12 protein-coding genes are annotated in these 13,638 nt (G+C 49.8%); 8 read left to right on the top strand and 4 right to left on the bottom strand.

The features are described 5' to 3' along the window. Positions 1–100 precede the first annotated feature (100 nt). Positions 101–1,102: a hypothetical protein gene (locus tag DXT74_RS17540; protein ID WP_194426604.1), complete on the bottom strand. Its 1,002-nt coding sequence runs from the start codon at positions 1,100–1,102 to the stop codon at positions 101–103. A gap of 367 nt (positions 1,103–1,469) precedes the next feature. On the opposite strand from DXT74_RS17540, the gene DXT74_RS17535 reads away from it, so the two are divergent. Both DXT74_RS17535 and DXT74_RS17530 read left to right on the top strand, forming a co-directional pair. Beyond that, positions 1,470–1,949, top strand: coding sequence for a hypothetical protein (locus DXT74_RS17535; protein WP_194426603.1), 480 nt, complete (start codon positions 1,470–1,472; stop codon positions 1,947–1,949). A gap of 53 nt (positions 1,950–2,002) precedes the next feature. Continuing rightward, complete coding sequence (locus DXT74_RS17530) at positions 2,003–3,010, top strand: hypothetical protein (protein ID WP_194426602.1); 1,008 nt, start codon at positions 2,003–2,005, stop codon at positions 3,008–3,010. 181 nt (positions 3,011–3,191) lie between these two features. Here the strand turns inward: DXT74_RS17530 and DXT74_RS17525 are convergent, their stop codons facing one another. Then, positions 3,192–3,422, bottom strand: coding sequence for a helix-turn-helix domain-containing protein (locus DXT74_RS17525; RefSeq protein ID WP_194426601.1), 231 nt, complete (start codon positions 3,420–3,422; stop codon positions 3,192–3,194). Positions 3,423–3,666: 244 nt separating this feature from the next. Here DXT74_RS17525 and DXT74_RS17520 point away from each other — a divergent pair, with 244 nt between their 5' ends. Both DXT74_RS17520 and DXT74_RS17515 read left to right on the top strand, forming a co-directional pair. Then, positions 3,667–4,377, top strand: coding sequence for a hypothetical protein (locus DXT74_RS17520; protein ID WP_194426600.1), 711 nt, complete (start codon positions 3,667–3,669; stop codon positions 4,375–4,377). A 137-nt stretch (positions 4,378–4,514) separates the two neighbouring features. After that, positions 4,515–5,270 (top strand): type IV toxin-antitoxin system AbiEi family antitoxin domain-containing protein, encoded by a 756-nt coding sequence (locus DXT74_RS17515; protein ID WP_194426599.1) that lies wholly within the window; start codon positions 4,515–4,517, stop codon positions 5,268–5,270. A 36-nt stretch (positions 5,271–5,306) separates the two neighbouring features. On the opposite strand, the gene DXT74_RS17510 is transcribed toward DXT74_RS17515, so the two are convergent. Together DXT74_RS17510 and DXT74_RS17505 are read right to left on the bottom strand one after the other, a co-directional pair. Continuing rightward, positions 5,307–6,221: a hypothetical protein gene (locus tag DXT74_RS17510; RefSeq protein ID WP_194426598.1), complete on the bottom strand. Its 915-nt coding sequence runs from the start codon at positions 6,219–6,221 to the stop codon at positions 5,307–5,309. 116 nt (positions 6,222–6,337) lie between these two features. Continuing rightward, the gene (locus tag DXT74_RS17505; RefSeq protein WP_194426597.1) at positions 6,338–7,153 is read right to left on the bottom strand and encodes a WYL domain-containing protein; all 816 of its coding nucleotides are present in this window, start codon (positions 7,151–7,153) and stop codon (positions 6,338–6,340) included. Positions 7,154–7,236: 83 nt separating this feature from the next. Between DXT74_RS17505 and DXT74_RS17500 the strand changes: the two genes are divergently transcribed. Genes DXT74_RS17500 through DXT74_RS17485 form a run of 4 tightly spaced genes read left to right on the top strand, consistent with a single transcriptional unit; the run spans position 7,237 to position 13,562 of the window. Continuing rightward, entirely contained in the window at positions 7,237–10,860 is a 3,624-nt protein-coding gene (locus DXT74_RS17500) for an ATP-binding protein (RefSeq protein WP_194426596.1), read from the top strand. Further along, a complete protein-coding gene (locus DXT74_RS17495; RefSeq protein ID WP_194426595.1) occupies positions 10,853–11,485 on the top strand; it encodes a hypothetical protein in 633 nt (210 codons plus the stop codon). Before DXT74_RS17500 ends, DXT74_RS17495 begins: the two co-directional genes overlap by 8 nt. Beyond that, positions 11,482–12,699 (top strand): hypothetical protein, encoded by a 1,218-nt coding sequence (locus DXT74_RS17490; RefSeq protein ID WP_194426594.1) that lies wholly within the window; start codon positions 11,482–11,484, stop codon positions 12,697–12,699. Before DXT74_RS17495 ends, DXT74_RS17490 begins: the two co-directional genes overlap by 4 nt. After that, positions 12,696–13,562, top strand: a complete 867-nt coding sequence (locus tag DXT74_RS17485; protein WP_194426593.1) for a hypothetical protein — start codon at positions 12,696–12,698, stop codon at positions 13,560–13,562. Before DXT74_RS17490 ends, DXT74_RS17485 begins: the two co-directional genes overlap by 4 nt. Positions 13,563–13,638 lie beyond the last annotated feature (76 nt).

Here is a 13,638-nt window from a genome sequence, read left to right as displayed (position 1 = left end):
AGCTAAACAGGCGCTGATACACCTTCATTGGCACCGATTCACGCAACGTCTGGAAGCCTTCTGCGCTATCGTCAGCGCTTCCAAATAGCATGGATGTTTTTTATATGTGGACCCCTTTGGCCCGAACCGGCGTGCCCGTAGGTCCGCGCTCATAGCTGGATACCCAAATCATGCGTCGTTGAGACCACTGTGGGCCATAGGCTTGAAGCTTAAAGTGACCATCCACCTCCTGCCGTTCTGACAACGACCATGAAGATGGAATGGTATTCTGAGGTCTTCCGACTTTTGCAGACGGCTGTAACCTAGTCATCGCAAACAAGCCCTGTCCGTTGCGAGGCTTTCCTTTATTGAGACGTTCAGAAGGTGTAACAGCGATGTCTTCACGTACTTCAGGTGGGCCGAAAAGATAGTAGGCCAACACCAACCTCAAGAATGTCCCGGCACGCCCCAATACTGCCTTGTGCAAATCTGGGTGCACAAATGGCGGTTGCAACTCAAAGTCAGTGGCCAGTAATTTGTTCTCGTTGGCAGATAGCTTAATAGTTCCATCTGGGCATAGCACACCGGCGATCCTTCCTCGTCCCTGCTCTGAGCCACGTTCAGTAAGCTGCACGACAAAGTACGTATGCCCATCCATATCCTGTGGGAGATAAGGTGCCGCGAGAATTGCTCTCAATTGCACAATATCGTTCTTTCCCGGGTTAGCGTCGAATGTCAGCGCCCCGTGCGGAATATCTACATAAATTGTGCGTCGAGTCCCAATTTTTTCGCGCCATAGCTCGTCTGGGGCATCGAAGCTTTTGACGGCGGATAAGAGACTTGCAGTCTGTCTAGTTAAAACTAGGCCTAGCGGTCGTTCCGGTGGAGCACCATCGCTGAATCCGAAGCTTACCTCTTTAGGTAGATAGGGGGCGACGATTGGTGACAGGATTGTGTAGAACGCTTCGTCGACTAGGCCCTCGAAAGGGCGACGGCCAGTTTGAGCTGCATGGATTATCTGCATGATGATGAATGCCATCGCCTTACGCGGATCATTGCCGTGTTTCTCCACATCGCATTCTTCCATTGCGCGCCGGCAAAATTGGTCTAGCCATGTCAACATGCAAGTAGCCTCGCTTAATTCAAATGTTCTAAAAAGTTAAAGCGTTAGTATCAGCGTTTAGTGACCTACACAGCTTAAAATGTTAGCCATAAAAACTCAATTGGCATTACATGCAGCCGTGATGCATGCATAGAAGCTTCGAGGTCCAGCGTTGACTCTGATCAAGTCAGCCGAAGAGACTTGTCAAACGTTCATCTTGGTGCACCGTCTATCTGACACCGAACACGGCAATTAGGACATTGATATGTTAAAGATTGAACGAAGGTCGTACCGGCGATAAGTCCGGCCCTAGACCCCTTGCATACTGGCCCCGGTCAGGAGTGCATGGAACACAGCCAAGCGAGCAGGTTTGTTAGGAGGGAAGCGCATGTTGATCTTCTTAGATACCGAGTTCACCGACTTCATCGATTGCGAGTTGATCAGTATTGGCATGGTCAGTGAGGATGGCCAGCATGTGCTCTACCTGGAGGTACAGGACTTCGATCGCTTGAAGTGCAATGCTTTTGTGCAGGCTGCCGTGTGCTCCCAGCTTGGCCAGATAGATGGGGCAAGCATAAGCAAAGCAGCTCTACCTGGCAGGCTGCATGAGTGGTTCGATTCACTTCCACCTGGTGTGGTGTTGGCATGCGACTCTCAACATGACCGCGATCTGCTGGCCGATGTACTGGATGGGCTTTGGCCCGAAAACCTATCCGGTTGGTTCGATTTGCGAGAATGCCAAGTCGATCCGGTATTTGATCGCGCAGTAGCCGCATATCATGCGACTACTGGCCAATCATGGCATCACTCGCTGCATGATGCTCACGCACATCGTGCAGGCTGGATTGCAGTCTCTAAGGCAAGCTAGGGAAGTACGATCCGGTTGATTCGCCAAAATGACGCATCCCCCAGCAAGTGGATATGCTGCGCCTCTATCAAGAAGGTCCAGAAATGGTTGATTTGCTACCCGTATTGATAACTGCAACAAAGACGGTGCAGCAACTGATGGCGCAGTGGTTCGCTGGATATCCCAGAGGTATGCCTTGGACAATCGTCTCGGACTACTGCGTTGGTGACGATGGCAAAAAGAACGATGTTTTCTCGTTTGTGGTTATTGCAAATCACGACAAGACGGAGAACATTATTGAGTACATCTCAGCCGTGGCACCGCGGGACATTAAGAAGGTCCGGCAAGTACCGCTGGGGTTGATGCAGTACCTGACGTGTCCCCAACCGGTAACCTTTAGCGTGTCATTCGTCATTGATCGGGAGTCAGCGCTCCTGCGCGACTACTTGCGGGTCGAACACATGGCGAGCTTCATCCCTGATGCCTGCGAACTGGTGGAAATCTTTCGACAGAACTCGCCGGCCAGCGCTACCTTGAACCCGGCCTACTTCGATGAAGTGCTTCAGCGTCTTAAAATCTTTGAGAAAGATTTGGCCCGGAAAGGACTTAATGCCAAGCTGTCACGCCAGATTCATTTGGCTTCTGGATTTGCGGCCACGATGTTCTATCTCGTGACGCAGTCGACCCAAGCTGGCTATCTGCGGTGGATTTCTGACCGGGATAAGCTGATTGAGCACAATGACACCGTCGTGTACGACCTGGCCTACCTCTACTTCGTGCTCATATCATCAACTCAGCCAGGTCTGGAGCTCAGCGACCAGGGCAACTTGATACTCGACTTGCCGAAGACCTTCTTCGAGCTCCCCGAGAAAACAGGCCAGCACCGGTTCGATGCACTCATCCGGCTACCGGACTACCTGGCAGGCACACTTGCTGACATCGGCCCAGACATGTCGTACTCGAAAGACAAGTTCGGGGAGATGCTGCACGGCGTCTTCGTCGACTCGCCGAACAACTGTGTCGTGCAGCTGACTTCAACCGGCGAGCGCATCTCTGCACGCTATGCCCAATATCGATCATGACTCTGCAAGAGAGCGTCAGACAGGCCTGGCCGCAGGCGCTAGCAAGCAGTTAATTTCCACGTCCATTTCTTTCGCCAGACGCGAGATTAGCGTTGGTGACACTCCTCGCTCATCCGGCTGACAACAACAATCGGTTGCAACATCCGGTGAACTGATTTGGCCCTGGTGGCTTCGATCTTCCTTAGAGCTTTTCAAGCAAGCGTGGCGGTTCAACCCCCAACGCAACTGCTATCCGTTCAATGTTATAGATCGTAACGTTTTTCTCCCCACGCTCCAGCATTCCAACATAAGTGCGATGCACGCCAGCAGCTTCGGCCAACTCTTCTTGAGAGAGGCCTAGTTCGAGACGCCTGCGCCTTACGTTTGCCGCAAAAACGGCGACCAGAGCACATTGATTGGGTTTGACGGACATCTTCTGAATGTCCGTTGTTGCATACCATGATTCTACATACTACGATTAGCATTTTTATTCGTATGGCCTAAGGTTGCTACTAGGCCATCTACGTATGCGCGTGGTGTCTATGACGAAAACTTGTACCTTGTTGCTGGCCAACCTCCTGCTGGCAGCACATCCAGCCGTAGCCTCAAGCCCATCATTGCGCGAGTCACTTGCCGCTCTGCCTGAGGTTGAGTCCGTTGTACCGCTAGGTAGAACGATGACGCTGGTGACCAAAGGAAGTAACTCCTTATTCACACCACATGGAGTCACCGACCGCATGTTTCATGAGGCGGTGGCAAGTGTGTGCTCCTCCGGCTGGATGTTTACAAATAACACCCACGATGCCATGACGGGACGCGTTATCAGCACCTCTGAGCGACTGTATGGGAAGCAGGCCGCAGAGAATATTTTTAAGGTCGGGGGAACAGAATGTGCCCAAGAGTTCCAACTCGTTGCGAATCTTAGGAACACGTTCATGGGGCAACGGCAACCCGTCATGTTTAAGGCATTTGTCAGTCAGTCACCTGTATGGAAAGGAAAGGCCAAAGCGATTTATGAGCAAGATGACTTGCCACCTAACGGACGTTTGGATGGCAAAACACTCGGTGCCAACAGCCTGATGGTAAATGGGCTTGAATCGCTCGCCTGGTCGTATGCAAAGTGTTCACGTCGTGGCGGTGAGATCGCTCTTTTTGCCCCAGGGAATGGTTTGATCCGCGATGAAAGCCGGATTGTCAGTGCCATGACATATGTCTATACAGATCCGTATCAGCTCACTGGCCGCTACCTTGAGGGGGCATACTTTCTCGGGTGCAGAGGCAGTCATCCCTTCGTTCTCAAGGTAGATACACATGAAGGACGGGTGCTAGGTGCTCTACAGCAAGAGATTCTGTTTGAGGATGGACGGGACATTGACTCTGTCCGCTAATGGATGACCTGATGAGCACAAGCTGTGCCGACCGTACAAGGAAGAGGATGGGGCCTCGGCAAGGCGATGCATTAAATTTTCTGAAAAATTACAAATATTCCCGGAGTTTCTCCAAATAAATAACGCAGATCACAGGAATGGTTAATCAGGTCGTGCAGCAGTTGATGCGCACCGCACCACGTGGACAGCCTCTTGATGTCGAGATGCTACGCAGAATGGATATTAGTCCCTCACAAGCATCTCTCTTGGCTCGGGCTGGTTGGTTGCAACGCCTGTCACGTGGTGCCTACTTATTGGCAGGTGATACACCAACGACAGATGGGATCATCGCTTTTTTGAGTAAGCGTATTCCCAACTTACATGTTGGTGGAAAAACCGCCCTGAACTGGCATGGCGTCCGCCACAACATTGCCTTTCGCGAGCAAATTCGACTTTGGGGTGGAAGGCCATATGACTTCCCTCCGTGGGTTGTGAAGTACATGCCATTCACTTACCAAACAACCAAACTGTTCGATGATGCACTCCATTGTGGAAAGGGGCTCAAACCATTACCAAACGGTAACCCCTGCGTACTGGTCTCGATTCCTGAGCGTGCTTTAGTTGAGTTGGCAAGCGACATAGGTAAGAGTCAATCAGTAGAAGAAGCATTCAATTTGGTTGTGATGCTTAGCGGTATGCGCCCAAGTGTTCTCGATGACTTCTTGTTGCACTGTACTCGTGTCAAAGTAATCAGACTTGTCAGAGATCTCGGGCTTAGTAGTGGTTATCCTTGGGGGTGCGATTTACAAAAGCATGTAGATAGGCTTGGCTCTGGCAAGCGTTGGTCGAACAAAACGATAGATGGAGGGCGACTAAATCTCAAACCCAAACAAGCCAAAGGCGCAAGCCATTAAATTTAAGGAATATTTCCCTTTTTTGTCAAAACAACCTTAATGCGCTATTAGTAGCTTTTTTAAAATGGTTGCGGCAATTTTACGCTCCCGCCGTTTCTTTGTAATCGTATTGTAAAAATAATAAAGATCAAATTCTACATTGCATTGAATTAAAAATTCTTTATTGCCGTTGTACTCCTCCTCTATCACCAGCCCAAGCACCTGCGGCCTATCCTCGCTGGCTGGAATAATATGCTTGTCAAAGAAGAAGTTAAGCCTCACTCCACGAGGAGCATCTTTTTTGGCTTTGATGAAATGATAGCTCTGGTCAATTTCAAAATACTTGCTACGAAGTACCGCTTGCTTGAACGGCGAGTTCTCGCCTTTACTTCTAAGTTTGCAAGCTTTTTTCTTTGGGGCAACTGTCTGATTTTTTGCCATGAACAAAACAGCATATGGTAGATTTAGTTTGCCGATGGAACGGTATAGATAACCTTCTTGCGCAACAAATTTTTCAATTATCTGTTGAAAAACTTCATCGGTTAATATGATGCCAAGGCTACTTTCCATAAAGGATTTTACTGTGTCAGCTTCATTTTGCAGTAATTCCAATATTTCCTGCGAAAATGCCCCTGGTTCTCGTTTAATAGGGTCACCCGTAAAGGCTTTTGGATTTGCCAAAGGGCAATTGTCATAAGCATCTTGATGATAATGAGCTACCACCGGTGCTACATCACCAGCACAATGCCTTGCATGGAGTGATAGAGGTTTGCCATTCTTATCTTGTCTGTTGTCGGCATCCAGACCAATGACAATAATTGGGTTGCTACATTCCGGACACACTGCATAATGCGCAGGCTTACCATTTTTCGAAACTACCCATGGAGCATCGGAGCTTGTTGCTCGACGATAATTGATATCGGTTAATGCGATACAGTCATCCTCTTCAGGTCTTAATTTGAATACTTTCATAAAATATCCTTGTGATTGTCGCTGGCACCGGATTGAAAATACGCCGTTTGTCTTTAAATGTAAATTCTTTAAATCGTGTTTGTGGATGGCAAGGTCTATAAACAATCCAAGAATCGCTAAAAAAGGAAATTGATCAGAGGCTCTTTTGCCGATATTTCAAGCTGAAAATCTGGCGGCAACTCTTTTTCTGGATTAATGGCAACACGTAAGTCTTGAATTACATACTGCACCAAGCAAGCCCTAGTAGGAAGTATTCTATGCTCCTCGCCATTGAAATACTCAATTCTTACTACTTGTTGCTGTTCGGGGGAAAGCTTTCTGTGTGCAAAGAGCTTTAGGGAAACGATCTCATTCCAAGCTTTGTCCTCTCTTCTCCCGAATGGGGCAGCATCATAAACTGGCGACGCTTGCAGAATTCGACCTAATGTAAAATCACGGAATTCATGGCGAGTTACACACCAAGCCCGCACGTGCCATCGACGGCCTATGAGAATAATCGAGTGAGGAAAAATAACTCTGTCGTTTTGGTTTGGATTGCTCATTGATGTATAGCGGATTTTTACACCAGTCCCGTTTTTGACGGCACTTCGTAGCGTGGCGAAAGTGACAGGCTTCACCTCTGTTAGGTCGACTCTGGCATCAATGATGTATGGACGTGGGTCTGCAAAAGCTGATGTATGTCGGACGTAATCCTCTAGTGGGATGTCCGTCATCAATCCTTCCTTGTCCGATGGCTTAAGTACCTTTGCTCGCCCATCTTCCACGATTCGGTTGCTCATCAGCGCCCGGAAATCTGCTAATAAGCGGCTAGCCTGGACGGGTTGAATATCGAACAGCTCGCGAACGCGTGTGTTGCCGATCTCCCCCTCCCAGGCAAGCACCCCCTCCATAATTCTCAAACGATGATCTCTCAGCGCAGGCTTGTTTGACATACTTCACCCATTGTGCATTTGGCATTTATCATATACGATAACTTATCTTATACGATAACATCGTATCATCAAAGGGGCAGGCTTTGGACTATCGACTACTGCGCATCATCCTCATTGACTCTTACTGTCGGAATCGTATTGCCGAGGTTGATGTCAGCGACCACATTACGATCAATGGTGAGAATGGTGCCGGGAAGACCACATTGCTGCGGCTCCTGCCAATGTTCTTTGGCGAGCGCCCGTCGCGAATTATCAAAGGCAATGCTGTGACGGAGCGGTTCGGAAGATATTACTTCCCGACGACAGCCTCCTATGTCGTCTTCGAGTATCAGCGTCGAGGGCAGAAGGCCCTGGCCATCATCCATGCGAGTGGACAGACTGGGGATGGGGTCGAGTACCGCTTTATCGATAGCGCCTTCAAGTTGGAGCTGTTCAAGGACAGCGGCCAGGTTGTCCAGTCTCGCGACCTCTATCGGCATGTTGACAAGCAGGGTGTGTTCATTTCGAAGGCGCTGTCTCTACATCAATACCAGCAGGTCATCCAAAACACCGCCAGCCGTGAATTTCGCAACCTGGCTGCACGCTTTTCATTTGCTGGTGGCACTGGCCGGCTCACGCATCTTGAGCGGGTTGTTACCGGTATCCTTCAGCGAGCCACCACTTTCTTTGACTTGAAGCGAATGATTGTTTCAGCGGTACTGCCAAATGACGAAGGCTTCATGCTACGTACGGGGCGGCGGGATCTAACCAATTGGGTAGCTGAATACGAAGCGCATTTTGAATTAATGGCAATGTCACCTTTGATGTCTGAGCTTGAAACATCGGACCATCACCGGCGCATTGCCGAAATCGGTTTCACCAAGCTCCACTCGCAAACAAAGCTGTTACACGACTACTACCGGCAGCAAATTGATGAAGCCGAGAGCTCGTTGCTCACCGCAAAAAATAATTTGTCAGCGAGCCAGTCCAAGTATTCTGGTGAATACCAGCATCTGGCTGATCAATTGTCCCTTGCTCAGGGCGCAACCAAGAGTATTCGAGATTTTCTTGCACAGCTTTTGGCCCGAAAATCCTACTTTGACCAAAATAATCTTGCCGGCAAAGTGGTAAAAGTCGATGCATTGGACAGCCTCAACGATGAGAGAGCACCACTTGTAAAGCAACTTAGTGATCTGGAAAGCCAGGTTAAGTCGATCACTCAAGTCTTCGATGAGATGGCAGATCAAGCGAAGACGGTCTCAGGAGCGAGAAAATCCACTCTTGAGCAAGCGCGAAGTCGTGTGATTACAGCATATTCCCAAGAGAAAACCGCTCTCGCTGCGGCAGATAAGGAAAGTACGAACAATATTCGTGAAGCCCATGTGGTGGAGTTGGAAAAGGCGCAGAAGGCTGTCACTGATCTGACGGGCCAAAAGGCACGCCTGGAAGGCGAAGTGAATAATGCCCGCGCTGAATCTGCTCTTGAAGATGCTTTGGGAGCCGCTCGCGAGCGTCAGCAGACCGCTATGTACGACCTCGAGGCGCTGCGCGAACAGGAAGAGCCGCTAAGGAATACCTATCAAAAGCTGACTCGAGAATTTAGCTCCCTTGAGCAGCAGATCACTACACACAATCAGGCGATAGAGAAGGCCCAACTAGAGCTGGATAACCTACTTGCCGCCGACAATGCTGGAGAACACACGCTTCTCGGTTTCTTGCGGCATCACAAGCCTGATTGGGCATCGAATATTGGCCGACTGGTGTCTGCGGAGACGCTGCTACGGACAGACTTGTCCCCTGCCTTGAGCGAAGGAGATAACCTCTACGGTGTAGCGATCGATCTCGAAAAACTTCAGGCCGGGCTTTTCAGCAACGAAGAAGCCATACAAGAAGAAATCAAATTAGCAAAGAATCGTCTCGAGGTAAAAACAGCAGAGCTCCATGCGCTACACGCGGCGCTAGAGGATAAAGGGGGGCTGATCAGAGATGCAAAAGCCAGCCTGGGCCAGCATGAGTTTCAGGTACTGACAGCTAAAAATGCCAGAACAGCGGCCGAGGAAGCGGTCAGGGGCGCGACAATCAAGGTACAGCAAAGCCATGCCCTGGCCGTTGCAGGGGCTAAAGAAAGGTTAGCTAATTGTAATAATAACCTTGAGATGGCTAACACCCATGTTCTGGAAATCAAGCAGAAGCACAAGGCCGAACTGATTGATGCCAGCCAATCCTATGATGCCGCATTACGGGCACTCAATGCATCAGAGAGGGAGGAACTGGAACAAATCACGGAACAAGAGCACATTTTGGCGAGTGAACTGGAAGAGAGGCTCACCCAAATCGACCAGGATAGAACCGCGAGCTTGAAAAGCAAAGGCGTTGCCACTGACGTTCTTGAAAGTATTCGTGACAGGATTAGAACCCTCGAAAGGCGCATCGCAGAAGCCCAGGATCTGCGCCACGAAGTGGCTCAGTATCGGGAGTGGTTGGATCACACGTGGTCGCAAAAAACTGCAAAGGAAAAGGAGCTAGAAGGAGCCAAAGGGAAAGAAGTGCAGAGCGAGATGAGGTTGACTGCTCTGGCTAGGCAGCGCGATGAGGATCTAGGCGCACAGCAGGAGAAGATCCATCAGATAGAGCAGCATATCGTCACTACCCGCGCACTATTGACTAAAACGCAGAATCAGCTAAGGGAGCTCTCTGCTTGGCCGTTGGATATCGACATCCTGGAATCGTTGGCCGGTGATGTGCTGGAGTTTGATATCGACCAGATTTCCAGCCAACGCAAGCGCCTACAGGATGAATTATCTCAACATCGAGATGTTATTCGACGTGGAGTCGAGAAATTAAGACGGCAGATGTCGGCATACGCCGGCACCGGTCCGGAGAAATTTTACACTACGGAGCTGACCCGTTTGGGGTATCCCGTACCAGGCAAAGAGTACGAATGGCTAGAGGTCTTCCGTAGCTGGTTCAACGAAGAGCATGTGGTAAATCGAAACTCCCTATTGCAGCAAGGCAAGACCATGGCCCAGAAAATCTCTGCCTTCTGGAATAATCTCAACGATTTCAAGAAAAATGTCAGCATCTTTGCCAGCCAGCTACGTGACAGTCTCGGGCAGGGCTCCGCTTTTGCAAGCATCTCTGATGTGAACACCGAGATCCGGGCGAATATCGATACCCAAGATTATTGGGAAGCCGTCGGTAACCTGCATCGAGAATACGATGCATGGCATGCGGCCGGTTCATATGTGTTGCCCCCAGCAAGTTTTGTGGATGCGGCCCGAGCGGTTGCTCGAGTGGTCAGTGAAGAGACCGGGCTGATAGCCGATCCGGTGGATCTTATTAGCCTGAAGATAAGTGCTAATGTGAACAATCAGGGCAACAAAACTGCCAGTAATGAGCAAGAGCTTGCCCAGATGAGTAGCAATGGTCTTTCGTACATTATTCTCTGTATTGTGCTGATCGGGTTTGTAAACCGTATCCGTGGTACAGAACCAGTAGTGGTCCCATTTGTCGTCGATGAGCTGAAGGATTTAAGTTTTCCAAATGCGAAAACGTTACTTCGCCTCATGAGTCAAAATCATATCACCATGATCTCCGCATTTCCTGATGTGGATCTTGACTTGGCCGAGTTGTTTAGCAAGAACTACAAAATCCTACCTGGCAGGAAAATCGGGATGATTAGTCTCGATGAAGTTAGTACCGAGAACAAGGAGGTAAGTCATGTTTGAACTGGTCACGACTCGGTTACTGGAAGGGGCTTTTGTTTGTGAAACGACAACACCGGAGGCTTTTCGGTGGCTCAGTACAGACTCGGCACGGCAAGAGGTATCAACTTTCTTGGAAAGGCTTGGCCGACGATTGGCCATGACGCCAAATGGGCAAGCGTATTATGTCACATGGAAAAGAACGTCTACCGCAGAGCGCCAAGAGATAAAGCGCGTATTCGCCAGCATCAAGCAAACGATCCGGCCATTAGTGCAGTTCCTTACGCTATGCATGGAAGTAGAAAAGAAAGACAGCAGCCCGGTGCCAGGGGATCGTCTTGAGTACACCATGCTACTCAGCGCGGCCACACAGAATCCACATTTAGCGGAGATGCTGCGGGAATTCGGATCGCTGTCAAAAGATTTTGTCGTTTCGGATGCGTCGCCAAAGAGCATGCTGGACAAGGTAATTTTGCAGATGGAGAGGTGGGGCTACCTGATCCAGATTAGTCGTGAGCAACTCTTATATCGGTTCACAGGCAAACTCGACTACTACTATCAGGTGATCGACTTCTTGATGGAAAACGAAGGCATCACTGAGCCAGCGGGGGAGGAAGCGGTCGACCCAGAGCAGAGGCACTTGCTATGAGTGGTATCGATCCGGTAATTCTGCTGATGGAGAAGCTTAGCGCCACTAGTGGGACAATTGCTTCTGCGTACCATCAAGGCAGTATCCAAAAGACCGACGAGAACAGTAAGGACATCGCAAAGCTCCTGCAAAACCGGCTTTTGTCACCATACATTAGAGAAGAGTACCAGCTTCGTGCCAGTTTCCGGCAGTTCCTCAATGCGGCGTTAAATACCGAGCGTTTGTTCTCCATTGGCGCCAACGTGGGGGAGCGATTTGAGCGATTTACGAAGCTAGTAGATGGCTTCTTTGTGGCCTTCGATGAGGGGCGTGATTCAGATTGTGAGCGTTACGAAGTTGAAACGCGGGAAGCAATCAGTGATATCGCCGATGCCATCGATGATGAACTGACAGTGCTACAAGCCCAAGTTGCCACCAAGTTTGCGGCGGTCTCTACGATCGCTGAAAAGAAGGCGCAGAATCTCCATTATCAGCACCGTACGCAACAACTTGTAGATCTCCTGGAAAGTTTCCATTTCTCTGATATCGGACTTCAACTTGCTGGCCACGAAGAACTATCTTTGTCATTCCGTTCATTGCTACTTGATCGGATACCAGCGTTTACCGAGTCGTTGTGGTCAATTCTTGGCACGCTCAACCAATACCTGTTTGAGTTCCGAAAGATTGAGGAGCGGGCCAAACGCCTTCGGGCCTTCGCGCTTTACCTCAACCGAAATCTAGACTGGGAACCGAAGAACTGGGATGAGGACGCTAATCCGGCCGAATGGCTGACCTATGCTAATCCGCTGAATCTAAGCACACACCCGGATGTCAGCTCGCCAGAGAATGAAGAGTTCCTCGCTGAAATCGCACGAGCAGTGCCATATGTCGACGCTGGCAAGAGCCGAAGAACGCGACCGGCGGGCTTTATCGAAGAAGACTTGGCCAATGAGGCACTCAAGGCTCCTGAATCTCCAATCCGCAAGGCAATCCGGCTTTTTTTCCGAGAAGCAGCCAAGTCGATCGAGGGGGTCTCTGCGAGAGAGTGGTGGGGGGCAAATCCAGATGTTTTAGGTGGCTTTTCGGAAGATATCTGGCTACTCCGGGTGTTGGCCGAGCATGACACCAAGGGGAAAGAGGCCGACTGGATGCTTCGCTTGATCAGTCACTCAGATTCCATGTTCGATGGCAATGTGTTGATCAGCGACGCCATCGTTATGAAAAGAGTCCCATGATGTTAAGCGAGAAAATGGCTAAGACCATGCAGCGCATTGTGTCCCGGGATGTAGAACGGTTCACATTGACTAATGCGCTCCAAGAATTGATCGATAGCGGGCTCGGAACTAAGCGGGGGCGGTCTGCTTACTTCACGGCCAAAGATAAGGACGAGATGCGCGACTGGCTTTCAAAGAAGGGTTACGCGCTCAGGCCTATCGACGTGTCCGAGATGTCTCGTGGAGAACGTTTGGCTGTGACGCCAAATGAAAAAGCAGGAGGCAGCCCATTGAAGCGGGGCCGTGTATCTATTAAAGCCCTAGGGGATGCTCCGCTGGTTATCGGGGACAGGAAACTCTTCCTGCCTCCGAGCAGCCATTTAGACACAGATTGGACTGCGATTGCCGACAAGATTGGGCATACGTGTATTTTGGTGGTTGAAAACTACGAAAACTTCAATCGAATCCATGAAACATTGTTCGACTTGCCAGAAGAATTCCAATCGCCCTTGGTGATTTATCGTGGAGACCCTTTCGAGAGTAGGTTTGATAACGTCCTTAGTTTCCTCTCCAACGTTAAACTTCCTGTGCTCGCCTTCATGGATGCAGATCCTGCTGGTATTGCAATTGCCGGGCAGTTTGAGAGTTTGATAGGTTTGCTTCTGCCAACACTCGACATTCTTGAAAAGCAGCTCAGTAACCCTAGAACAGCCCGCAAGGATCTGTTCATCGAGCAGTACCCTGTCTATTGCGCATCGCTCGATGCACTCGAGTTAGGCCACCCCTGCCGTCGTGCGTGGGATGTTATTTCAAAATTTTCTGCTGGAGTGGTACAGGAGCGATGGGTCAATGCTGGATACCGAGTATCCCTATGGGCACCTTGAACTATGTGAATCAATGATTAAAAAATACATACATTAGAGTATGCCATTCGAGAATGATGCATAAGGAAGTTTAAAT

The organism is Chromobacterium sp. Rain0013 (genome assembly GCF_015291765.1).
Taxonomy (GTDB): Bacteria; Pseudomonadota; Gammaproteobacteria; order Burkholderiales; family Chromobacteriaceae; genus Chromobacterium; species Chromobacterium haemolyticum.
This window is presented reverse-complemented; position numbering and strand designations above follow the sequence as displayed.